The following is a 20,911-nucleotide window of genomic DNA, read 5'->3' as shown; positions in this document are numbered from 1 at the left end:
GTCTGCCTGGTGGCAGGGCTCCGGCTCCCACAGCAGCAGCTGGCCGGTCATCGCGTGACGCCGTAGGTGGTGAGCGGTGGCGCCGGCGCGCCGCGCGGGCAGGGGCTGTCGACGGGGCAGGGCTCATCTCGGGCCTGCTGGCACAGCTCGAGGGAGCGACGGCCTGACGTGAAGCTGGGCCAGCCTTCGTCGTCCCGGTCGGGGTCGCGGGCGACGATCCAGTCGGGGCCGACGGCTTCGATGCGGACGCAGTGGTAGTGGTCGCGGCCGAACGCGCCGTAGGCGAAGCCGTGGATGACGTCGCCGACGGCGAGAGGGCGGGCGGTCACTGGCCGGCCCTCTCGGCCATGTAGCAGGGCGCGCCGTCGGTGGGGTGGTGCGCGCCCTCGTCGTCCGGGTAGCCGCACATGCAGGAGCTGACCGCAGGGCGGGGCGGCTCCGCGTCGGCAGCGATCCAGACACCGAGGGCTTTTGCGTAGGCGCGGTGAGCCCGCTCTGCTTCACGGTCGAGGCGGGCGGCGGTTTCCCTGAGTTCGGCCAGGTGAGGGGCGTGAGGGTCAAGCTGGTCGCTGAGCCAGCCAGGCAAGACCTTGGCGAGCTTGGTGATGGTCCGGGTCTTGAGGCAGAGCACGAGGAACTTGCGGACTTCTTCGGCGGTCTCGAGCTTCATCTGGTCCTCCGGGCTGTCGGGTTGGGTGCGGATCGGCTGTACGGGCCCTCAGGGGCTCTGTAGCGGGCTCCAGCCTCGCGAGGGACGCTGGAGCCCTGCGAGGCCGCTAGGCGGCTTCCTGTGGCGTCTGGCGGGCCTTCAGCGCCGCGCGGTACGCCCGCTCCCCGTCACGGCAGAGGTTGCAGATGCGGTCCCGGCGCCTCAAGTGCGCCTCGTAGCCGGGGTGGTCGCCATGGCGTTCCCGCCGCAGCAGACCTGCCTGATGGGCCAGGTGCACGGCGTGGGCCAAGTGCCGGGCGCCCAGCCGGCGGCACAGGCGATGGCTGTACCCGCGGACCGTGACCGGCTCGACACCCCAACGGCGGGCGATCTCCTCGAGGGTCAGGCCGAGCACGGTCAGGCAGAGGAGCTCGGTCTGCCGCTCGGTCAGCACCGGCCGGGCGGGCGCGGTCACGACGCGGCCTCGTCACGCGGCAGACCCTCGATCCGAACGCCGGGCTGCTGCGGATTCACCACATGCCGCTCACCGTCCGCCGTGGCGACCATGAACTGGACGTGCTTGATGCCGGACGTGTCCGTCCGCGTCCAGCCTTCAACGACTTCAGCCTCGTAGGTGATCCGCACCCGCTGCTTCTTCCGGACGAGGCTGCGGAGACGGGCCTCCTCGTCGGTGAGGGCTTGCAGCGGCCGGACCGGGGGGCCGACGACCGGCGTGACGAGAGTGGGGTGCAGGTCAGATACCGGGCTTGGGCACTGACAGGCTGGCGCCTCGACTGGGGGTACGACCTTGCAGGACTTCCGGCACAGCTTGCAGTACCAGATGTTCAGTTCGGTGGCGGCCATCGGGTTCTCCTTCGGTGCGGTGAGATGATCGGGATCGGACGGCCAGCCGCATAGCCCGCGGCTGGCCTTCCGTGTCACGGGGTGGGGGCTGCGGCGTGCTGCGGGGCGCTGGCGATGGTGTCGGCGGTGCTGGTCCACGGGTGGTGGTGGCTGGCCTTGGGGACGCCGCAGTGCCCACACAGGGCGTCGTCGTGCCGCAGGATCTCGGTGATCTCCTCGGCGCCGAAACCGTCGCGGCGGAGGCTGGCAGCCATCTCGTCGACCTCCGGCGGGTCGATGCCGAGTGCGGCAAGGACGGCGTTCAAGACGGTGTCGGGGTCGGCGCCCTCCTCGCCGGCAGCGCCTTCGATGGCGTGCCAGGCGGCATCGTGCTCCAACTCGGTGACCTGTCGGCGGGCGGGAAGCGGCTCCGCCTGCGCCCGCCGCTGGCGGACGGTGACGCCGATGCCGACCACGGTGCCGTCGATGATCTGGATCAGCTCGTACTGCTCGTCGAAGTGGCGACCGCCGGGAGCCTCCACCCATTCCAGGGCGGCCGGGTCCTTGTCGCTCTGGGACAGCACCCAGGCCTCTGCTGCCCCCTTCGCGGCGGCTTCGCTGTTCGTGTAGCCGATGAGGTAGTCGGAGACGTTGCCGGGTTCGTAGCTGGCTTCCCAGGCGGGGAGTACGTCGTCGAGGTTGAGGGCGGGCTGATCGGTCATGGCGTGGCCTTTCGGGTTCGGTGGGTGCGGTAGACGGCGGCGGCGAGGTCGGCGTAATGCTGGGCGGCGGCTTCGTCGTGGCACGGGGCGGGTGCGGGCGGCGTCGTGGGGCGGGGCGGGGGCCGCCGAAGCTGCCGGTGGGCCACTCCTCGGCGTAGAGCCGCTCGAGCTCGGGGGCGGTCACATCGCCTCGAGCGTCAGGTTGGAGAGTCGGCGGGCCGCGGCCTCGCAGTACGCCTCCGACGCTTCGATGCCTATCGCCCGACGGCCGGACTGGCGGGCGGCGTCCAAGGTGCTGCCGGAGCCGGCGAACGGATCGACGACAAGGCCACCGGGCGGGCAGGCGTAGCGGATCAGCGGGTCGAGGATGCCGATCGGCTTCTCGGTGGGGTGCAGGGCCCGCCCGTGCATGGACCGGATCTTGAACACGGAACGCAATAGCCGGGACCCGTCCGAGCCGTCCCACGTCTTCGCCGCGATCTTGCCGGTGTGGTCGCGGGCCGATGCCCTTGCCCGCATCCCGCCCTCGCCGCCGCCTCGACGGCCTGACTTCTCTGTCGGCACCTCGTGGGTGATGGCCGACCAGGGGCCTCGGTACCAGTGGGTGGCGATCTCGTGGACGCGCTTGAACCGGTCCGCTGCAAAACCGGAGCCGTTGTGCTTCTCCCAGACCACGTCCTGGCTGAGCTTCCAGCCGTCAAAGTCGGCGCGCCGGTCAAGAAACATCCGCATGCTGCCGAAGCACCACATCGACGAGGCGGCCGTGGCGGCGAGGGCGGGCCAGCCGTCGGGCCACCGGTCCCAGGCAAGGCTGGTCTCGCCATACGGTGGATCTGCCAAGATCAAATCCGCCTTGGCCCCAAGGCTGGGCAGCACCTCCCGCATGTCGCCGAGGTACAGCTGGACCTGCTCGTCGGCGTAGTACGGCTGCGGGCTCACTGTGCGACCTCGGGCCCGGGGTGGACGGTGAACCCGCCGTCGGGGTGCCGGATGATCCAGTCGCCGTAGTACGCGATCACGTGGCCGGGACGCTCCCCGATGCGGAGGCCGACGCATTCGAGACGGCCGTCGTCACCAGCGGCCCAGTAGCCCTTGGCGAAGACGCCGAGCTTGTCGATGTCGTTGTCGACGCGGCTGATGTTGCGGGGCGTGAGCTGCCAGGTACGGCAGCCGTCCGCCTCGAGCTCGAGGACTGCGGGGGGCGTGTCGGTCATGCTGCTTCTCCTCCGGCTTCGGTGTAGCGAGCGGCGTGGACGGGCTGCTGTCGGGTCGCTGGACGCCGTCGTCGTGGCAGGGGGTGCCGGGTGCGGTCATGAGGCGGCCAGCTCGGCGTAGATGCGGCCGGCGGTGGCGACGTCGCGGCACACCCAGTCGCAGCGCTCCGTCCCGCCGTACCCGGACCGGTTCTCGGAGCCGGTGAGGCGGACTTGCTGCCGGTGAAGCTCGTCGTGCAGCTCTTCGGCGGTCGTCCACGTCATGTCGGCTGGCGTCCGGTTGGGGCTGCGGGTGCAGCCGCGGAACTTGTGCTGGGCGAGGTGGGTGACCCGGTTGGTGTAGGCGTCCTTGCGGGCGGCGTTGGCGTGCAGCCAGCGGACGAAGGTGGGCTCCAGCAGGCCGACGGGGCGACGGCTGCCGGGGCAGCGGGGCCAGCCGGGGCTGGAGTGCTGGAACAGGGTGCCGTCGGCGCGGACGCGGATCTCATCGGAGCAGGCGGGGCAGTAGCCGAGGCGGGGTAGCGGATTGACGTCCATCAGGCGGCCTTTCGGGTCTCGGTGTGGGTGGGGTAGGCGGTGGGGAGGCGGCCGACGGCCCACTGGTGGTTGCAGCGGGGGCAGCGGTAGCCGTGGGCGAGGTGCTGGCCGCGGCGGCGGGATGCGATCGGGGTTATGCCGCGCTCGAGGCAGTTCGGGCAGGTGTCGGTCACCAGATCGCTCCTGTCGGGGAGTAGCCGGTGAACTCGTCGGCGTCGATCGGCCGGTACGACTGCCAAGGCCACTTCTCGCCCTGCCGGATGAAGACGGGCCAGTCCCGCTCGTCACGCATCCCGCGCCAGGGGACGACGCGCCGGCCGCGGGCCCCCTCGACGTTCATGGCGGACTTTTCGTCCTCGACGGGGCGCAGACCGAAGCCGAACTCGGGCCACCGCATCCACAGTGACGAGCCGAGGGGCCGGAGAGACCGCGGTCCCATGCCGTTGCCGTGGGGGGCGTGAGCTTCCATGAGGACGGCGCACCCGGCGGTGGCGCGGGCGTCGTCGATGACAACGGACACCTTGCGGGCGAGCTCCTCCGAGTTGGGGTCGCCAGCGTGGAGGCGGTAAATCGGGCCGATGATCAGGACGTCGGGCTTGATGCGTTCGACGCGGCGCATCATCCAGGCCCGGTCTTTAGCGCGGGTGAGGTCGAGGCCGGCGGGCTGGCATTCGATGTGGAACATGCCGCGGCGGATGGGCTGCTCAATGTGGGCGGCAGCCTCGAGGAGCGGGCGGAACTTGCGCCGCGAGGAGGATGCCGAGTTCTCGCAGTCGAGGGTGAGGACCCGGACGGGGTCGATCATCTCGAAGGTCTTGAACGGGTGGATGCCGGCGGCGAGGGTGACGGACATCTGGCGGAGCAGGGTGGACTTGCCGCCGCCTTCGGACGCGGTGAGGATCAGCCGGTCGGAGCGCTCGAGCAGTCCGGGGACGACCCAGTCGTAGACGTCCTCGTGCTGAACGAAGTCGAGGATGTCTTCGGTGGGAAGGTCGGCGCCGGTCTGGCCGCGGTCTCGGATGTCGCGGGCGTCGGCGATGGTCTTCTCGATGAGCTCGCCGGTCGGGGTGTGGGTGGCGTAGGCGTCTTGCATGCCCGCGGCGTGGTGCTTGATGAGTTCGCGGCGGCGGGCATGGCCTTGGACGATCTCGACGTAGTCGAGGGCGTGGTCGGGGCTGGCGATGCGGATCGTGTTGTTGGTGATGTTGAACAGGTACGGGTTGCCGCCGACGCGCTGGAGGTTGCCGGTCTCACCGAGGTACTTGCCGAGGGTGATCGGGTCAACCTTCTGGCCGAGGGCGTACATCTCGCCGATGGCGCCGAGGATGGTCTCGTGGGCCGGCTTGTAGCAGTCGGCGGGGTCGAGGTTGGTGACGACGGCCTTGCAGACGTCGCGGTCGAAGAAGCAGGCGCTGAGGATGCTCATTTCGGCGGCCTCGTCGTTGGGCGGGGTGCGCTCGAAGAACTGGCTTTCGAGGTCCATGGGTGGTTCGAGGTCGGTCGTCATCAGAAGATGCCTCGGTCTTCGGGAGAGCCGACGGCCCGGAGGTGGGGCCGCGGTACGTGGACGGGGGTTCCGTGCGCCGGCTTGGGCGGGAGTTCGGCCCAGCCGCGGAGGAAGTACTTGACCGAGTCGACGGGTGTCCGGTCGACGGTTCGGCGGGCGTACTCGACGAGGGCGTCCTCGCCGCACTTCTCGATCAGGGAGAGCAGGGGGAACCACTGGTTTCCCTTGAACGGCCAGCGGACCCGAATGCCGCTGGCGGTCATCCGATCCATGAGCGGTCGTGCTGCTGCCGGAATGCCGTAGTCGTCGTCGGCCGACCCTTCCGGCTCCCCCTCTTGCTTGCTGGGTGATGGGAATGGGGAGTGTGGGCCTGATTCCGGCCCACTAGAGGGCCTGATTCCGGCCCACTGTGGGCCTGATTCCGGCCCACTAGCGTGATCATGGTCTGGGCTTAGTGGGCCGGAATCAGGCCCACTAAGAGTCGGCTTGGGGGGCGCTAGTGGGCCTGATTCCGGCCCACTAGCGAGGGAGGGCCGGACGAATCCGACGGCCTTCGGCAGGGCGTACAGCGAAGAGCGGGTGCCCTTGCCCTGCTCGATGATCTGAAGTTCACCCGTCTCGGCAGCTGCCTTCACGGCGGACTTTGCCACCGAGCGGGAAGCGTTCAATGCCGCAGTGAAGTCCGCGTAGCTGAGCCGTACTTCGCAAGCTGAGGTGCGCACCTGGTCCGCCACGAAGAGCAGGGCGAGCCGGGCGTTGCCCCTCGACTGGGAGTGGTTCCACACCCAGTGCATGGCGTCCAAGGTCACGGCAGGCTTCTCTCTGGCTGGTGCGGGTGGTGGTCGGCTAGGCCGCGGCGGCGGCGAGTTCTGGGCTGTTGTCCTGGCGGGTGTGGATGACGGCCCGGAGCCGACGGCCGATCCACTCGCCGACCTGCGGGGATACGGCGTTGCCGAACCCGTCGACCTGGTTGCGGGCGGAGCCCCACACGGTGAAGGTGCCGCTGTAGCCGGCGAAGTCGACGTCGAAGCCGCAGCCGCGTCCGACCTCGTGCGCGGCCATCATTCGGAAGTAGCAGTCCTCGAGGGACAGGTCGGAGAGTGCGGCTCGCCACTCTGCGGCCAGCAGCGACTCGACTGCACGGTGACTGATCGTTCCGGCGGCCGTGAGCAGTCCCGGGATCTGGTCCGAGGTGACGGTGGGCATGGCCTCGCCGTGCATCGCGGCCAGGGTGTTCTTCCTGAACGGGATCACCCCGGACGACACCACTGCGAGGGTTTCTGACCCGACCTGGGTGGGCAGCGGGTCGTGGGCGCCGCGGGGGCCGCCCTGGTAGTTGGCCACGGCGAGTGCGACCGGTGGTGTGATCAGGCCGGTGGTGTTCGTGGCGGGCTGTGCCCACAGCGGCTGGTCGAGACCGCGGGTGCGGCAGTTGGATCCCGGTCGTTCGAAGGTGTTGCCCGCGGCGGCGAGGATGGCGCCGGTCGACAGGATCGATGTCTCCTGCTGGCTGGTCTGCGTGGCCATCGGCTGCCACGGGTGCCTCTCCGAGCCGTGCACGGACTTCGCCGGCATGAGGACCGCTGGGAAGTCGGCGAACCGCTTACGGCAGCGCTCTGCGCGGGCCATCGTTGCGGGTGCCAGGGGCTTCACCCGGTCGCCGATGCGGGTGCCGAGGGTGGTCAGGTCCAGGGCCGCCAGCGAGGGTGTCATGGGCGGGACGACGGGTCGGCGGCAGCTAGGACACCGGTACTCGTACTGCTTGCCGTAGCGGACCGATCCGGTCGGGGGGACCCCGGTGCGCCACGTCCAGACGGCCTCGACGTCCTTGTCGCAGTGCTGGCAGTGCGAGGCTGGCCGGTGCTCGAGGTCGGGGGCGGGCAGGGCCTTGTCCCAGAACGCGATGTACAGCCGGTCGCGGGACTGCGGTACGCCGAAGAACTGCGAGTTCAGGTACAGGACCTTGTGCCGGTAGTTGAGGAGGTCGAACTGCTTGAGCCACCACCGGTAGGTGGTGCCGTCTCCGACCTTGGCGCGGCCCTGGACTGCGGGTCCCCACGAGGTGAGTTCGGTGGTGCATTCGACGAGGATCAGCCGCGGGTGGTGCTGGGCTGCGTAGTGAAGGACGCAGTTCGCGGTGGCCCGGTCCCGCTCGGACTTGGTGACCCGTGCTTCGTAGTCGGGGTCGTCGTAGTCGAACAGCGTCGCGCCTTGCTCGTAGGCCTTGATGGTGTTGGCCTGGGAGTGGTTGACGCAGCTCACGCCAGCGACAAGGAGGTCGGCCGGCGGGAGGTCGCGGGCGGAGTGGTAGTCCGCCGCCTCAGGGTCGACCAGGTCCGCGATCCAGTGCTCGGCGTCGGGGTGGTTCGCCTCGTGGACTTCGACCTTGTAGCTGTTGTGGTTCGCGGCCATGATCGTGGTGAACCCAGCCATCTCGATGCCACGAGTCAGGCCGCCGAAGCCAGAGAACAGGTCGACGGCAATGAGGTCGTCGTGGCGGAAGTTGCGGCGCCTGGTGGCCGGCCGGTGTGTGGCGGTGAGGGCCTTCTTGTTGGCTCCGGTGGACATCAGGCGGCCTTCTTTGCAGTCTCGGGGTGGCGGCAGAGTTCCTGCTGTAGGTGCTGACGGGTGACGCCGAGCCGTTCGGCGGCCTGGTCGGGGCTGCAGCCGAGGCGGAGGAGTTCGCGTCCGTCTTCGGCGAGCTCGGAGCCGCGGTTGGAGGCGGCGCAGCGGGCCCGATGCGCCGCGGCGATCCGAGCTCGGGGCTCGAGGTGCGCGTGCGCCGTCTTCCAGTCGGAGTGGGCCTGCTCGCACGGCTGGCACATCAGGATTTTCTGGAGGCGGTGAGTCCAGAAGCCGCGGTCGGTGCCGCAGTGACCCGTCCACTCGGGGTGGGCTGCCGGGTCGTCGATGCTCTCTTCGTCCCAGGCTGCTGCGGGTGCCCAGTTGTTGCGGCGAGCCCGGTTGATGCTTCGCGCTGAGGTGCCCTGTCGTCCGGCGAGGGTGCGGAAGCCGAGGTCGATGCGCTCTGCCACATGCCGGGTGACGATCGCGAGGCGTTCGTTGATGAGGTCGCTGAGCATCGAGTGTTCGACGCCACTGGCGATGGTGATGGCCTTGTTCGTGTGCCCCAGGGCGAGGAGCGCGTGCATGCGGCGGATGCTGCCGCAGGCGTTCACGGGCCGTTTGGCCGGAATGACGTCCTGGGCCTTGACGGCGAGGAGCTTCCTGGCGGTGACTCGGCGGCACTGTGTGACTCGGCCGGTGAGGATGGAGTGGACTGTCGCGGTGGAGGATTGGGCCGCTGCCGCGATCTGGTTCCAGCCGGCCCCGGCGTCGAAGAGCTCCTTGAGGTGGACTGCGACGGGCGCGGTGTCGACCATGAGGGTGCGGCCGGTGGCGTTGAAGACGCGGCGCTTCTTGTCGTAGACGGCTTCGGCGGTTCGGCAGGGAGCGCAGGGGCATCCCTTGACCCCGGTTGCGGGGCGGCCCTTGGCGCGAGCTGTGGTGCCGTGGTCGGCGAGGGGTTTCACTGGTCTTCCTCCGTCCGGCGGGTCTGGTGGGGGATGTCGTGCGGGGTGATGTCCCAGATGGCGAGGCAGGTGGTGAGGTCGAGTGCGGCGCGGGCCTTGGCCAGGTCGGTGCGGACGGCGTCCTCGTCGCGGGGTGCGCGGGCGGCCTGCTTGGCGGTGGCCTGGAAGCGGCGGTCGGTGTGGCGCTTGTGCCAGACGTCCCAGCCGTAGGAGCTGAGGAAGATCAGGCCGGACGCTGTGCCGATGCAGGCCCACACCCAGTCGCCGGGGCTCATGCGGCCCGCTCCATCCGTGCGGCGGCGCTCTTGACCGCGACTGCCATGCCCTTGTCGGTGAACTGCCAGACGGAGATCCGATGCCCGTGGGTGCTGTCGAGCGTGGAGGGGACTACCTGCCCGGTGTGCTGGATGAGGCCGCCGGTCCGCATCGCGTTGATCGCGGCGCCGAGGAAGCCATGGCCCAACTCGGGGAGCAGGTCGCGGAGGTCGTTGGCGGAGGTGGTGCCGTAGGCGCGGATGGCTGCGAACACGGCCTGCTCGACGAGGAACTGGTCCCACGAGGACTGGTCGGCTATCTCCTCGAGGAGGAGATCCTTCTTGGCGGAGGCGTGGCGTTCGGCGACGGTGAGGCGACGGGTCATGGCGGTGGTCCTCTCACGTGCGGTTCACTGGGGTGGGCGGCTCTCGTTTCGGGCGAGAGCCGCCCGAGTGGTGCTACTGCTGAGCGGCGGCCTTCAGGGCGGTGCCGCGCATCCGGATGTAGTCGCCGAGGCTGGTCGGCTGGCCGGATTCGGGGTGCATGAGCGGGGTGGCGAGCGCGCTGGCGGCCTCGACCTCGCGGTACAGAGCGAGCAGGCTGGCCGGGGTGGCGTCGGCGGCGCTGGCTGCGTCGATCCACGCGCTGGTGTCGATCTCCTTGGCGCCGGCCCGCAGCCAGTCCAGGTACGGCTTGGCGATGTCCCGGCCGCCGTGCGGACGCTTCATTCGGGCGTCCCTGAAGGCGGGGCAGCGGGACTTGATGAACCAGAGGTTGTTCTCGTTGTCCATCTCGGCCGCGACGCCGAACTCGAACTCGATGCCCTTGCGCTGTTCGGCCTGGATCCCCTTGCTGACCGGGTCCTTCTTCCCTCGTTCGAGGGTCCACTTCTCCGATGCGCGCATCGTCGCGACGACGTGGCCGGGGTAGGCCATCAGCGCCTCGATCATGTCGTTCTGCAGTTCGCCCGCGGGCTTCCAGCCTGCGAACGTGTTGCCGCCGAACTTGGCCTTGGCGAACTTCTCGACCTGGTCGAGGGTGCCCTCGGCTCCCTTCCAGAAGTGGGTGAGGGAGTCGACCATCACGACGGGGTAGCCGGCATGAGCCGCGACGGCCAGGGCCTTGACCAGGTTGTCGGGGTGGTAGGTGTGCATCGGTAGCGTGTCGAACGGAGCCTTGATGTCGTCGAGGTAGAGAGAGGCGGCTCCGCGCTCGGTGTCGATGACCGCGAAGCGGCGGCCCTCGGCGAGTCCGTCGGAGATCTGGAGGCCGGTGTAGGTCTTGCCCGATCCGGACGGCCCCTGGATCGACAGGCGGGCCTTGTGGCCGTCCTTGGTGGCGGGCCGGAACGTGAAGGGGCCGTCGTCGTACTCGTCGGTCTGCTGCTGCGGTGCCCGGCCGGTTCGGACGGGCGGGGGAAGTTGAGACACGGTGGCTCCTAGGCGTACTGGCGCTCGATGTAGGGCGGCAGCCCGATGACGGTGGAGGTCTCGCTGTAGGCGGGCCAGTGGCCGGTCTCGCGGCCGTACAGGTAGCGGCCTGCTGCGAGGTGCGTGTCTCGCAGGCCGGCGTACCGGGCTACCGGGTCGAGCTCCGCCACCTGGACGAGGTACGGCGGCTGCTTCTCCTGGAAGATGAACTTGAAGGCGCCGCCGTCGGGGATCAGGCCGAGCTCGTAGGCGCCGCGCCGGTAGATGTGCTCCTGGATCGTGTAGCGGAGCTCGTGGACGGTCTTGCTGAGCTTGTCCGGGTGGATCGATTGCGTGGTCTTGTAGTCGGCGATCAGGTCGGAGCGGAGCCAGTCGAAGCGGCTCCGCCACCAGATCTGACCGTCGGTCCAGAAGATCGACTGCTCGGCTACTCCGGAGCCCGGGGTGAGGATCTCTGAGGCTTCTGGGTCCGCGGCCAGGACTTCGGCCATGTCGCAGATCTGCTGGTAGGCGGCCTGCTTCAACGGGATTCCGCCCGCCTGCCGTATCGCGGTGACCTTGGCCTTGATCTCGGTCGTGTTCCAGAGCTCGGCCTCCACTACGACCAGCTTCGGCCCGTCACCCAGGACCACGGTGTGGGCTGCGGTCCCGAACTCGAACGCCGGCTTGAACGGCTGCGGGTGGTCGAGGAGGTAGGCGTAGCGGGCCGGGCAGTCGGCGAGAACCTTGGCGCCCGAGGCGGAGAGGCTGCCGCCGGGGACCGGATCCGAGTGGTACAGCTCGGCCGGGATGTCGTACAAGCCAGGCTCGATGTCGGCGGCGCCGGTCACTGCTCGGCGTCCTGGGCGTCCCAGCAGTCCTCGCATACGTCGCCGTCGGGGGTGGGGACCCAGGGGCCGTTCTCGTCCTGGCAGTCGTCGTTGATGCATCGGCGGGGCATGGCTTCTCCTGATTCAGGGATGGGTCGGCCCTCGCCCCGTCGGGGGAGGCGGAGCGAGGGCCGGTGGCCGGAGCTGCGTTGGAGCGCGCTCGACGGCCGGCTCGGATGGTCAGGCGGTTGCTGCGGCGGGCGCCAGGATGCGGACCCACTGACCGACTAGCTCGTCTCGGCCCGCGGATTCCCATCGGACGGGCATCTGCATGCCGATGAACGTGGCGTCGTCGTCCATCAGGATGAGCGGCTTGTGGGAGCCAGCCTGCGAGGCGCGGAACCTCTCCCCGGCGTGCCGCCAGCGGGCGAGGAATCCCACGTCGAGCCCACTGTCCGAGACCGGCCCGGCCGGCTCCGACAGGTGCTCGCTCACGTACTTCCGCCAATCGGGGAAGTGGCTGTAGCCGCTGGTGTCGGTGTTGACCCGCAGCCCGCCTGCGCCGTCGTCGAAGGTGAGGCGGGTGAGGTCCCCGTCCGTAGCGGCCTCGAGCGTGATGGTGACGGTGCCCGCAGCGTCGAGCCAGGCGATGACGGCCGGCAGTTGCTCGGCAGGGATGTGGGCCTGCCACGTCGCGGTCTCGACGATGCCGACGCGGGCGACGGCCATCGTGAAGCGGTCGGTGGCAATGGCGAAGAGGTTGCCGCCGTCGACCTCGAGGCGTGCAGCGTTGAGGACGGGGAGTGCGAAGTCGTCGCTGACATGCGGGGCGATCTGAGTGAGTGCCTTGTGCAGGTCGTAGGCGCTGAGACGTACTGACATGCTTGTCTCCTGGGATGCTTGGGGTGCGCCCCTGCCGAATTCACCTCGGCGGGGGCGTCCTGCGTGGTTGGTGCGTCCGCCGTCGGCCTGTGGTCATCCGGCGGCGGACGGGATCAGAAGCCCGGCACGTGGCCCGGGCTGACGCCGGCGAGCGGCGAGAGGTGCAGCGGCAGGACCGGGATCGGCTGCGTCTCCGCGACCGCCGGGTGCCACGGCAGGTCGCTGACCGCGTTGGCGTTGGCCTTGAAGGCGCGGAGGGCGTGGAGTTCGGCGGTCTGGGCTTGCAGCTGGCGCGTGGCCTCGGCCGCCCGGGACTCTGCATCCCCGAGCCGACTGGCCTTCGCGTTCGCCGCATCCCACCCGGCGGTCGCTATCGCGAGCCGGCGGGACAGGTCGCAGATCAGGATCAGCAGCGGCACCAGCTGGGAGCGGAGCCGCAAAACCTCGTCGACCGCGCGGTGACGGCCGTGGGGGCGGGCTATGCCGAGGAGGCTCATCGTGTGACTCCCGGCAGGCCTGCGTCGATCCGGCAGGGCAGGCATCCTCCGAGGTCGCCCGGGTGCGGGTTACCCCACGCGTCCATATGGTCCTGGATTCCGTCGGGCTGGTGAGCGGTGCCCTCGATGAAGCCGGGGTCGGCTTCCCCGGTCGGGCCGTAGTGCCAGCCGCTGTCGCCGCTCATGCGGGGACTCCCGCCTGCTCGTCGCTGAGGTCGACCTCGTCGGCGAGGAGTCCGGCGATCTGCGCGTCACGCTCGACGAGCAGGGTCCGCAGGTCGTCGACAGCCTTCTCGGCGCTCTTCAGCTTGGCCGTGGCCTCGGTCAGTTCGGCGTCTACCAGCGGGAAGGCCTTGTCGAGCATCTGCCGGATCTCGGTCGCGTCGCGCTCCGTCAGCTCGACGCGGAGGAGGTTCGTGCTGGAGCCGTTGTACTTGGGCCCGGCGAGCCGGTAGCCCCAACCGTGGTCGTTCTCGTCGAGCCCCACGATGTTGAGCTGGAGGCCCTTGGTCCAACCGTCGCGGTCGACGTCCATCACGATGCGGGCGGGCTTCTGGTCAGACACTGTGGCCTCCGGTCTGAATGTGGTGCCCGAGGGCGAGCAGCAGGAGCGAGCCGACGGCCAGCGCCGCGGTGCGGGTCCGGGTGACGAGCCCGAGGATGTCCATCAGGAGGTCACGGTCGGCGTCATCCCGGGCGTGGTCGGCCACGTAGGCGGCAGCGTCACGCTGCTCGGCCTCGCGGACGACGGCCTCCTGCGGGGGCTTGGCCATCACCTCGATGCGGTCGTTCATCGGATGGGAGCTCACGACCGGCTCCCCATCAGGTCATCGGGGACATCGAGGAAGCCGTCGAGGATCGACTTCCGGGTTGCCTCATCGACGACCCAGGCCGGCACGCGGCGCGGGATCAGGTCCAGGCTCCGCAGGAACGCCGGCGCCTCAAGGGCAGGCGGCACGTCCGTCAGGAGCTCGGAGAGGATCGTCTCGGTACGGATCGCGGTCATGCTGCTTCCCCCTAGTTCGTGGCCCGCTGCCGGGCGATGTGCTGATCGAGGCGGTACTCGAGCCAGACGGTCCCCGACCACGTGGCCGGCGGGCCGAACAGTTCCTGGAACTCGTTGGCTGCCGCGATGAGTGCGTCCTGCACGACGTCGGCGACGGGACGCGGCTCCGTCGGGGCGCTCACGCGGCACCGCCGATGAGTCCGGCGTCGCACATGTCGTGGAGCTGGAACGCCATCTCGCCGGCCGCCTTCGCTGCGGACGTGTCGGAGTGCAGGCCCTCGGCGATCAGGGCGATCAGCGGCATCCGCAGCAGCGGGAAGTCCGGGGACTGCATCGCCGGGCCGGCGTCCGGGCGGAACGGGGCGCCGTCCCAGTGCCACGAGTGGTAGGTGGAGTCGATGAACGTCCGGCGCAAGCACCACACGCTGTGGTCCGGAGCCTGGAACGACTCGACTGCGGAGGCGGGGAGGAGGTCAGCCACGGGACTCACCGCCCAGCGTGCTGAGCAGGTGGGCTGCCTGCGGCTCGCCGACTGCCTTCAGCCAGTCAGCGGTCTCACGCAGAACCCGAGCGTCGTACCGAGCGAGCAGCTGCTCAGGCGTCTCGTCACCGACGGAGCCGGACTCGGCGATCCGTAGACCGGCCAGAATGTCGTCACGGATGCTCATCGCGCGCCGCCCGCAGCCTGGTGGCGGGCGAGGGTCTGGCGGTCCTGCTCACGGGCCGCCCAGTACGTGTAGAACAGCTCATCCAGCGCTGCGGCTTGCTCGGCTTCCGGCAGGCACTCGAGGGCCATCCGGCCGATCTCCTCGGGGGTGAAGCCCTCCAGTCGAACCGAGTCCGCCAGCACCTCCTCCGCCTTGTTGAACATCGCGGCGAACGGGGTGAGCACCGGAACCTTGTTCTCGGCCATCAGTCGGTCGAACTCGTCGGGGGTGTCGAACTCGGGATCGGGCATGATGTGGGACATCGGGGTTCCTCTTCTTCCTGCATGTACGTGCAGTGAGGGGCGGTACTTCGGGAGGCCCTGGCCGGCGGTGTAAGGCCCGGCGGTCGGGGCCGTTTGCCGCAGCTAGGCGGCTGCGGTGTACGGCATCAATTCGCCGTTGGCCAGCACCCATCGAATGTGCGCTGCCGTCATGCGCGGCGACTTGCCGATGTAGGTGAAGGGGACCCGGCGGTCCTGCATGGCCTCAACGACCCAGTTCTCGGTCTTGCCGAGAATCTCGGCGACCTCGGCCGCGGGGTAGCACCGCAGCTCCGGGTCCTGCGTCTGCCTCACGAGGGCCTCTACGGCGGTAGCCAGGCGCTCGATCAGCGTGCTGTCGGCATCGGCGGCCTGAGGCCCATCGACTTCAAGGTCCTCGTTGGCGGCCTGAACGTCACTGGGTGAGGTTGCGTAGGTCTGGACGCTGGCCAGGTTGTTCCTGGTCACTGGCTGCTCTCCTTGGTTATGGCGCCCACTGGCACGTCCAGCACGGCGGCGATGCGGCGGAGGGTTTCCGGGCCGGCGCTCTGTCTCTCCTGTTCGATCTTGGAGAGATAGCCGGGGGACCGATCTATTCGGCCCGCGAGCCACCTCAGACCCCGACCCTGGGCCTTACGAATGGATCTGATTGCGGCTCCGTTCGGTGTCACGAGATGAACGTAGCCCGACAGGTGACTCGGACGCAAGGGGTTGCTCGGTGTTCCTTAGGTGTTGCGCGGTGTTCGTTCGGTTCAACGCCTCGCTCCGGCGCAGAACGGCGCGCGATCAGGAAACAAATTGAGCCCTCAAGCACCGATCGATACAGGTCAAATAGGGGTACCGGTAGGTGCGTGTTTCCTAGGGCTGCGGCATCATGGGCGCCATGGAGAAGGATTGGGTGAAGCTGGGCAAGGCCTTCAAGGCCGCCCGCGAGTGGCGTGGCATGACCCAGGAGCAGGTTGCTACCGCCATCGGAGTGGACGAATCGACGATCCAGAACCTTGAAACAGCCCGGTACGGCCGCGGTTTCGTGCGCATGCCAGGCACAGCCCCCCTCGCCGCTGCCTTCTATAGGTGGTCGGAGGGGGACATCTCCGCCGTACTGGCTGGCGGCGACCCGCCGAACCCTGCCGACAGCGAGACCGAAGTCCCGTCGCCCGAGGCGCCGGATCTAGACAGGAGCGACCTGCCGCTCCGCATCGTGGACGAGCTGAAGAACGGTGGCCGGCTCGTCGACACCGCTGTCATCAGACTGCCCACCAAGGGGGACGTGCGGATGACCGTCGTCGTCAGGGGTGCGCCAGACGCCTCGCCTGAGGAGATTCGACAGGCCCTCCAGGCTTGGCGCCGAGCAGAGCGCCAGCTTCAGGACCTTCCCAACGACGACGATGATGAGCCGCGTGCGGCCAGTGAGGCCTAACTGACGGATCATCACTTCTGTACGTTCTCTCCACATTAGGTGCGCAGGTGTGGTGTCATATGCGGACACCGCGAGGGGGGCGCCCAAGAGGTGGTCTTGGGGGACCTATGCAAATACAGGTTCTAAGCGTGACGGGTATGCCCCTCGGCGTACAGGTTTGGATCGAGGACGGTCCAGCCTCTATGGCGATCTTCGTCGACTCCGAGTTGCTGTCGCGCGATGGCGCACTCGTCTTGCAGTCAGTCTTCAATGACATCGTTGGCGAGTGGGATCGACAGTCAGCAGCGCCCTCCCGCCCCCATCTGCGCGCCGTCGCAGGCTGACGCCGAGCCATAGGCCGGCGCGAAGCGACCAGGCTCTGAATGTTGATCGAGGTCATCCATGGCTTTCGGCGAGAAGCGCGGTTACGACAAGCAGGCCAGGAAATGGCGCTACCGCGGGCGCTACAAGCTCCCTAACGGCAAGTGGGGCTCTGTCAGCCGTGACGACGAAGGGAAGCCCTTCTACACCGAGCGGACGGCTGAGATCTTTGCGCAGGGGCTAGAGGCCGATCTCCGGCGAGGTAAGACCGTCATCGGATCCCGGAGCGCGCGGGTCACGGTCAGCGAGTGGTCCCACACCTGGCTCGCCGCGATCGACGTCGGACCTCTCAGCGAGAAGGAATACCGACTCCGCATCCGCAACCACATCGAGCCTGAGTGGGGCGGCGTGGCCGTCAAGGAGCTTTCACCCACTGCGATCTCAACGTGGGAAAAGGATCTCCGCCGCAAGCTGTCGAAGAACTATGCCGACGCCATCGTGTCCGTGTTCCGGACGATGATGAACGACGCGGTCACAGAGGGGCTCCGCCTCGACAATCCCGTCCAGTCCCGCAACGGCGGGCGCCGCGGGCGGTTCGTTCCCAAGCCCAAGAACCAGAAGGTCACGGCGACTCCGCGGCAGGCGCTCCTGATCGCCCGGAACGGGTTGATCGTGGGGGGGCTCAACGAGTACGCATTGGTGCTGACCTCGGCCTATACGGGCATGAGGATCGGCGAGTTGGCCGGCCTCCATCGCGATCACGTCGAGCTCAAGGACACGGGACTTGGAGCCCGGATCCACTCGCAAGAGCAAGGGCAGTACGTCGACGGCGTGTTCACCCAGATCGGCAACAAGTACGACTCCGGCCGCGGACTGATCATTCCGCCTGCGTTGGCAGAGCTGTTGCAGACCCTCCTCGACAGCAGGCCCGCTTCCGAGTGGGTGTTCACTGCCCCCAAGGGGGGCCGGCTTCTACGAGCAGGGGACTGGTATGCGGAGACATGGCATCCCATGGTGCTCGGGAGGGCGCCACGGGGGGTTGTACGGGGCGCGAAAGCCCGCGAGGGCACTCGTCCCGTCCTCGGCGTTGAGGGACTGACACCTCACGGCTTGCGGCACTCCCAGAAGGTCTGGCTCGACGAGGGCAACCACCCGCGGGTCGCCGTCGAGGCGCGCATGGGGCACGTGCTGCCCGGTGTCGAGGGCACCTACTCGCACGTGACTCTGGCGATGGAGCTTGCCATCGCCAAAGCCTTGCAGGCACGCTGGGAGCAGGCGATGAAGACGGTCGTGGACCAGCGGGAACTGGGCCGCTATCCCCCGTTCAAGCGAGGGCGCGTGCGGAGATCTCCCAAGAATCTCCCAGAGGGCGATTAGATGCCGCGCGTACACTCGGGGAGCCCAAGCAGAGCAAGCTTGAGCGGGCTCCCCCAGCGAACCTGGTTACGCGTGTCTAGCTGTAGAGACTGGCTAGCGGATCGGCATGCCCGAGAGGGTGCGGGCGATCACCAGCCGCTGGATCTCGCTCGTTCCCTCGAAGATGGTGTAGATCGCGCTGTCGCGGTGCATGCGCTCCACCGGGTACTCGCGGGTGAAGCCGTTGCCGCCGAGGATCTGGACCGCCTGCGCGGTGACCTTCTTCGCGGTCTCGCTCGCGAACAGCTTCGACATCGAGCCCTCGGCCGAGGTGAAGGGCTTGCCCGCGACCGCCATCCAGGAGGCCCGCCACACCAGCAGCCGGGCCGCGTCGATGGAGGTCCGCATGTCCGCGAGCTGGAAGGCGACGCCCTGGTTGTCGATGATCGGCCGGCCGAACTGCGTACGGGTCTTCGCGTAGTCCAGCGCCACCTCGTACGCGGCGCGCGCCGTGCCGACCGCCATGGCGCCGACGGCCGGGCGGGAGGCCTCGAAGGTGGCCATGGCCGCGTTCTTCACGCGCTCCCCACCGCCCGCCTTGGCCCGCTCGTGGGCCCGCGCGAGCCGCTCGTCCAGCTTCTCCTTGCCGCCGAGCAGGCAGGAACCGGGGATCCGTACGTCCTCCAGCACCACCTCGGCGGTGTGCGAGGCGCGGATGCCGTGCTTCTTGAACTTCTGCCCCTGGGAAAGGCCCCGGGTGGCCGGCGGCACGATGAAGGAGGCGTGCCCCTTCGTCCCCAGCTCCGGGTCGACGACCGCCACCACGATGTGGACGTTGGCGATGCCGCCGTTGGTCGCCCAGGTCTTCGTGCCGTTGAGCACCCACTCGTCGGTGGCCTGGTCGTACACGGCGCGGGTGCGCATCGCGCCGACGTCGGAGCCGGCGTCGGGCTCGGAGGAGCAGAAGGCCGCGACCTTCACGTCGTCGGGGGTCCCGTACATCTGCGGGATCCAGGTGCCGATCTGCTCCTCGGTGCCGTTGGCGACGACGCCGATGGCGGCGAGCCCGGTGCCGACGATCGACAGAGCGATGCCCGCGTCGCCCCAGAACAGCTCCTCCATGGCCATCGGGATGCCGAGTCCGGTGGGGTCGAAGAACTGCTGGGCGTAGAAGTCGAGGGAGTAGATGCCGACCTTGGCGGCCTCCTGGATGACGGGCCACGGAGTCTCTTCGCGCTCGTCCCATTCCGCGGCGGCGGGGCGGATCACGTCGGCGGCGAAGCCGTGGATCCAGTCCCGTACCTGCTTCTGGTCGTCGTTCAGATCCATGGTGAACTCCGCCATGTCCCCTCCATCTTTCGTCTAGAAGTTGTTACCAACGGTAACCCCCACGCCGACTCCAGTCTGTTACCGGCCGGTAAGCACTGTCAAGCAGCGGCGATCACGGGCGTCCGATGAGATCACCGGGGTGTGCGGGGTGTTACGTTGCGTGGGCCTGAAGGACATCGCAAGGGCGGGGAGTGACACGGCATGGAGACCACACGGCAGTCCGGCGAGCCGGGAGCGGGTGAACGCCGGCGGCGGGAGCTGCTGGAGGCCGCCGACCGGGTCGTCCTCAGGGACGGCCCCAAGGCGTCCATGAACGCCATCGCGGCGGAGGCCGGGATCACCAAGCCCATCCTCTACCGCCACTTCGGCGACAAGGCGGGCCTCTACCAGGCCCTGGCCGTCCGGCACACGGACGCCCTGCTCGACTCGCTGCGCGCGGCCCTCGACGCCCCCGCCGAGCGGCGGCGCCGGGTGGAGGCGACCCTCGACACCTATCTCGCCGCGATCGAGGCCCGCCCCCAGGTCTACCGCTTCCTCATGCACCCGGCCGAGGATTCCCAGGCCCCGGAGCGCGGCTTCGACGTGGGCCTGCACTCGGCCCCGCTGCTGCGCCGCCTCGGCGAGGAACTGGCCCAGGTGATCGGCGAACGCGTGGACCTGGGCCCCGGCGGCGAACGCCTCGCGCGGGTCTGGGGCCACGGCATCGTCGGCATGATGCACGCGGCGGGCGACTGGTGGCTCGGCGAACGCCCCTGCGACCGCACGGAGCTGGTCAGCGCCCTCACCGACCTCCTCTGGGGCCGCCTGGCCACGGCGGGCAACAGAGCGGACGGCCCGGGCTTCTGAGTCCGCCGCGGGCACCCGGCGCCGCCCGGGCACATCCGGCGCATGCGGGGCCGCATCCGCTCCCGCGGGCCCGCCCGGGCACATCCGGCGCCGCCGGGGCCACATCCAGCCCCGCCGGCGTTTGAGGCGCGGGGTCCGGGGCGGAGCCCCAGGACCCCGGCCCCGCCGGGCTCACTCCCCCAGCGCGCGCAGCCCCGCGAGACCCCAGTCCGTCTTGCGGATGGCCCGCCGCAGGCGACGGGCCCGCAACCCGGTCACCCGGTCCGCGTACACCCCACCGGCCAGGTGATCGCACTCGTGCTGCAAACACCGCGCGAAGAACCCGGTCCCGGAGATCCGCACGGCCGCGCCGTCCGACGTGACACCCTCCACCACCGCGTTGTCGTAGCGGGGCGTCCCCGCCTCCAGCCCCGGCAGGGACAGGCAGCCCTCGGGACCGAGGAACTCGTCCCCGTCGGCGGACACCAGCCGCGGGTTGACGACGTGCCCGACGTGGCGGACGTCCTCGTCGTCGGGGCAGTCGTATACGAACACCCGCTGCCCGACACCGATCTGGTTCGCGGCGAGACCCACGCCCTGCGCGGCGTACATCGTGGCGAACATGTCCTCGATGAGCCGGTCGAGGGCCGGGCCGAACTCGGTGACCTCCGCACAAGCGGAATGGAGCACCGGGTCGCCCAGCAGGCTCATGGTGCGGACGATGCCGGAGGTACCGGGGAGGGGGCGCTGTCGCATGGCCGTAAGAGTACGACGGGCGACTATATGAGGAGATCTTCGGCGGACCGGGGGCGCCGCGGTCAGGGCGCGGG

The 20,911-nt window shown here is 69.2% G+C and carries 34 protein-coding genes; 3 read left to right on the top strand and 31 right to left on the bottom strand.

Features of this window, described 5'->3' with window-relative positions; all coding sequences use genetic code 11:
* Positions 1 to 47: 47 nt before the first annotated feature.
* The 29 genes from OG730_RS34855 to OG730_RS44375 all read right to left on the bottom strand — a co-directional run bounded on the left by OG730_RS34855 (position 48) and on the right by OG730_RS44375 (position 15,522).
* Positions 48 to 329, bottom strand: coding sequence for a hypothetical protein (locus OG730_RS34855; RefSeq protein ID WP_327307961.1), 282 nt, complete (start codon positions 327 to 329; stop codon positions 48 to 50).
* Positions 326 to 670, bottom strand: a complete 345-nt coding sequence (locus tag OG730_RS34850; protein WP_327307960.1) for a hypothetical protein — start codon at positions 668 to 670, stop codon at positions 326 to 328. Before OG730_RS34850 ends, OG730_RS34855 begins: the two co-directional genes overlap by 4 nt.
* 106 nt (positions 671 to 776) lie before the next feature.
* Positions 777 to 1,124: a response regulator transcription factor gene (locus tag OG730_RS34845; RefSeq protein ID WP_327307959.1), complete on the bottom strand. Its 348-nt coding sequence runs from the start codon at positions 1,122 to 1,124 to the stop codon at positions 777 to 779.
* Entirely contained in the window at positions 1,121 to 1,513 is a 393-nt protein-coding gene (locus OG730_RS34840; RefSeq protein ID WP_327307958.1) for a hypothetical protein, read from the bottom strand. Before OG730_RS34840 ends, OG730_RS34845 begins: the two co-directional genes overlap by 4 nt.
* Before the next feature lie 74 nt (positions 1,514 to 1,587).
* Positions 1,588 to 2,214, bottom strand: a complete 627-nt coding sequence (locus tag OG730_RS34835; protein ID WP_327307957.1) for a hypothetical protein — start codon at positions 2,212 to 2,214, stop codon at positions 1,588 to 1,590.
* Between the two features lie 180 nt (positions 2,215 to 2,394).
* Positions 2,395 to 3,153: a DNA-methyltransferase gene (locus OG730_RS34830; RefSeq protein ID WP_327307956.1), complete on the bottom strand. Its 759-nt coding sequence runs from the start codon at positions 3,151 to 3,153 to the stop codon at positions 2,395 to 2,397.
* Positions 3,150 to 3,428 carry a hypothetical protein gene (locus OG730_RS34825; protein WP_327307955.1) on the bottom strand — a complete coding sequence of 93 codons (279 nt, stop codon included), beginning with the start codon at positions 3,426 to 3,428 and terminating at the stop codon, positions 3,150 to 3,152. Before OG730_RS34825 ends, OG730_RS34830 begins: the two co-directional genes overlap by 4 nt.
* A gap of 96 nt (positions 3,429 to 3,524) precedes the next feature.
* Positions 3,525 to 3,965 (bottom strand): hypothetical protein, encoded by a 441-nt coding sequence (locus tag OG730_RS34820; RefSeq protein WP_327307954.1) that lies wholly within the window; start codon positions 3,963 to 3,965, stop codon positions 3,525 to 3,527.
* Entirely contained in the window at positions 3,965 to 4,138 is a 174-nt protein-coding gene (locus tag OG730_RS34815; RefSeq protein WP_327307953.1) for a hypothetical protein, read from the bottom strand. Before OG730_RS34815 ends, OG730_RS34820 begins: the two co-directional genes overlap by 1 nt.
* Positions 4,135 to 5,472: an AAA family ATPase gene (locus OG730_RS34810; RefSeq protein WP_327307952.1), complete on the bottom strand. Its 1,338-nt coding sequence runs from the start codon at positions 5,470 to 5,472 to the stop codon at positions 4,135 to 4,137. Before OG730_RS34810 ends, OG730_RS34815 begins: the two co-directional genes overlap by 4 nt.
* Positions 5,472 to 5,735, bottom strand: coding sequence for a hypothetical protein (locus OG730_RS34805; RefSeq protein WP_327307951.1), 264 nt, complete (start codon positions 5,733 to 5,735; stop codon positions 5,472 to 5,474). The genes OG730_RS34810 and OG730_RS34805 overlap by 1 nt, the downstream gene beginning before the upstream one ends.
* A 583-nt stretch (positions 5,736 to 6,318) precedes the next feature.
* Positions 6,319 to 8,040 carry a DNA cytosine methyltransferase gene (locus OG730_RS34800; protein ID WP_327307950.1) on the bottom strand — a complete coding sequence of 574 codons (1,722 nt, stop codon included), beginning with the start codon at positions 8,038 to 8,040 and terminating at the stop codon, positions 6,319 to 6,321.
* Complete coding sequence (locus tag OG730_RS34795) at positions 8,040 to 9,005, bottom strand: hypothetical protein (RefSeq protein WP_327307949.1); 966 nt, start codon at positions 9,003 to 9,005, stop codon at positions 8,040 to 8,042. Before OG730_RS34795 ends, OG730_RS34800 begins: the two co-directional genes overlap by 1 nt.
* The gene (locus OG730_RS34790) at positions 9,002 to 9,280 is read right to left on the bottom strand and encodes a hypothetical protein (protein WP_327307948.1); all 279 of its coding nucleotides are present in this window, start codon (positions 9,278 to 9,280) and stop codon (positions 9,002 to 9,004) included. The genes OG730_RS34795 and OG730_RS34790 overlap by 4 nt, the downstream gene beginning before the upstream one ends.
* Positions 9,277 to 9,645, bottom strand: a complete 369-nt coding sequence (locus OG730_RS34785) for a hypothetical protein (protein WP_327307947.1) — start codon at positions 9,643 to 9,645, stop codon at positions 9,277 to 9,279. The genes OG730_RS34790 and OG730_RS34785 overlap by 4 nt, the downstream gene beginning before the upstream one ends.
* A gap of 73 nt (positions 9,646 to 9,718) precedes the next feature.
* Entirely contained in the window at positions 9,719 to 10,690 is a 972-nt protein-coding gene (locus tag OG730_RS34780; RefSeq protein WP_327307946.1) for an AAA family ATPase, read from the bottom strand.
* A gap of 8 nt (positions 10,691 to 10,698) precedes the next feature.
* Positions 10,699 to 11,520, bottom strand: coding sequence for a PD-(D/E)XK nuclease-like domain-containing protein (locus OG730_RS34775; RefSeq protein WP_327307945.1), 822 nt, complete (start codon positions 11,518 to 11,520; stop codon positions 10,699 to 10,701).
* Positions 11,521 to 11,739: 219 nt separating this feature from the next.
* Positions 11,740 to 12,381, bottom strand: a complete 642-nt coding sequence (locus OG730_RS34770) for a DNA polymerase III subunit beta family protein (RefSeq protein ID WP_327307944.1) — start codon at positions 12,379 to 12,381, stop codon at positions 11,740 to 11,742.
* A gap of 113 nt (positions 12,382 to 12,494) precedes the next feature.
* Positions 12,495 to 12,878, bottom strand: coding sequence for a hypothetical protein (locus tag OG730_RS34765; protein WP_327307943.1), 384 nt, complete (start codon positions 12,876 to 12,878; stop codon positions 12,495 to 12,497).
* The gene (locus tag OG730_RS34760) at positions 12,875 to 13,063 is read right to left on the bottom strand and encodes a hypothetical protein (RefSeq protein ID WP_327307942.1); all 189 of its coding nucleotides are present in this window, start codon (positions 13,061 to 13,063) and stop codon (positions 12,875 to 12,877) included. Before OG730_RS34760 ends, OG730_RS34765 begins: the two co-directional genes overlap by 4 nt.
* Positions 13,060 to 13,443, bottom strand: coding sequence for a hypothetical protein (locus tag OG730_RS34755; RefSeq protein WP_327307941.1), 384 nt, complete (start codon positions 13,441 to 13,443; stop codon positions 13,060 to 13,062). Before OG730_RS34755 ends, OG730_RS34760 begins: the two co-directional genes overlap by 4 nt.
* Positions 13,436 to 13,687 carry a hypothetical protein gene (locus OG730_RS34750; protein ID WP_327307940.1) on the bottom strand — a complete coding sequence of 84 codons (252 nt, stop codon included), beginning with the start codon at positions 13,685 to 13,687 and terminating at the stop codon, positions 13,436 to 13,438. Before OG730_RS34750 ends, OG730_RS34755 begins: the two co-directional genes overlap by 8 nt.
* The gene (locus OG730_RS34745) at positions 13,684 to 13,884 is read right to left on the bottom strand and encodes a hypothetical protein (protein ID WP_327307939.1); all 201 of its coding nucleotides are present in this window, start codon (positions 13,882 to 13,884) and stop codon (positions 13,684 to 13,686) included. The genes OG730_RS34750 and OG730_RS34745 overlap by 4 nt, the downstream gene beginning before the upstream one ends.
* A gap of 11 nt (positions 13,885 to 13,895) precedes the next feature.
* On the bottom strand, positions 13,896 to 14,066 hold the full coding sequence (locus OG730_RS34740) for a hypothetical protein (RefSeq protein WP_327307938.1): 171 nt from the start codon (positions 14,064 to 14,066) through the stop codon (positions 13,896 to 13,898).
* Positions 14,063 to 14,365, bottom strand: a complete 303-nt coding sequence (locus OG730_RS34735) for a hypothetical protein (protein ID WP_327307937.1) — start codon at positions 14,363 to 14,365, stop codon at positions 14,063 to 14,065. Before OG730_RS34735 ends, OG730_RS34740 begins: the two co-directional genes overlap by 4 nt.
* The gene (locus OG730_RS34730; protein WP_327307936.1) at positions 14,358 to 14,552 is read right to left on the bottom strand and encodes a hypothetical protein; all 195 of its coding nucleotides are present in this window, start codon (positions 14,550 to 14,552) and stop codon (positions 14,358 to 14,360) included. Before OG730_RS34730 ends, OG730_RS34735 begins: the two co-directional genes overlap by 8 nt.
* Entirely contained in the window at positions 14,549 to 14,854 is a 306-nt protein-coding gene (locus OG730_RS34725; protein WP_327307935.1) for a hypothetical protein, read from the bottom strand. Before OG730_RS34725 ends, OG730_RS34730 begins: the two co-directional genes overlap by 4 nt.
* A 102-nt stretch (positions 14,855 to 14,956) precedes the next feature.
* Positions 14,957 to 15,319: a hypothetical protein gene (locus OG730_RS34720; RefSeq protein ID WP_327307934.1), complete on the bottom strand. Its 363-nt coding sequence runs from the start codon at positions 15,317 to 15,319 to the stop codon at positions 14,957 to 14,959.
* On the bottom strand, positions 15,316 to 15,522 hold the full coding sequence (locus tag OG730_RS44375) for a helix-turn-helix domain-containing protein (RefSeq protein ID WP_442815123.1): 207 nt from the start codon (positions 15,520 to 15,522) through the stop codon (positions 15,316 to 15,318). The genes OG730_RS34720 and OG730_RS44375 overlap by 4 nt, the downstream gene beginning before the upstream one ends.
* Positions 15,523 to 15,734: 212 nt before the next feature.
* On the opposite strand from OG730_RS44375, the gene OG730_RS34715 reads away from it, so the two are divergent.
* Positions 15,735 to 16,271 carry a helix-turn-helix domain-containing protein gene (locus tag OG730_RS34715; protein ID WP_327307933.1) on the top strand — a complete coding sequence of 179 codons (537 nt, stop codon included), beginning with the start codon at positions 15,735 to 15,737 and terminating at the stop codon, positions 16,269 to 16,271.
* A 381-nt stretch (positions 16,272 to 16,652) separates the two neighbouring features.
* Positions 16,653 to 17,948 carry a tyrosine-type recombinase/integrase gene (locus OG730_RS34710; RefSeq protein ID WP_327307932.1) on the top strand — a complete coding sequence of 432 codons (1,296 nt, stop codon included), beginning with the start codon at positions 16,653 to 16,655 and terminating at the stop codon, positions 17,946 to 17,948.
* 93 nt (positions 17,949 to 18,041) lie between these two features.
* Here the strand turns inward: OG730_RS34710 and OG730_RS34705 are convergent, their stop codons facing one another.
* Positions 18,042 to 19,271: an acyl-CoA dehydrogenase family protein gene (locus tag OG730_RS34705; RefSeq protein ID WP_327307931.1), complete on the bottom strand. Its 1,230-nt coding sequence runs from the start codon at positions 19,269 to 19,271 to the stop codon at positions 18,042 to 18,044.
* A gap of 186 nt (positions 19,272 to 19,457) precedes the next feature.
* Between OG730_RS34705 and OG730_RS34700 the strand changes: the two genes are divergently transcribed.
* Positions 19,458 to 20,102, top strand: a complete 645-nt coding sequence (locus OG730_RS34700) for a TetR/AcrR family transcriptional regulator (protein WP_327307930.1) — start codon at positions 19,458 to 19,460, stop codon at positions 20,100 to 20,102.
* A 171-nt stretch (positions 20,103 to 20,273) separates the two neighbouring features.
* Here the strand turns inward: OG730_RS34700 and def are convergent, their stop codons facing one another.
* Complete coding sequence (gene def, locus OG730_RS34695) at positions 20,274 to 20,837, bottom strand: peptide deformylase (RefSeq protein ID WP_327307929.1); 564 nt, start codon at positions 20,835 to 20,837, stop codon at positions 20,274 to 20,276.
* Positions 20,838 to 20,911 lie beyond the last annotated feature (74 nt).

Source organism: Streptomyces sp. NBC_01298 (assembly GCF_035978755.1).
Taxonomy (GTDB): Bacteria; Actinomycetota; Actinomycetes; order Streptomycetales; family Streptomycetaceae; genus Streptomyces.
This window is presented reverse-complemented; position numbering and strand designations above follow the sequence as displayed.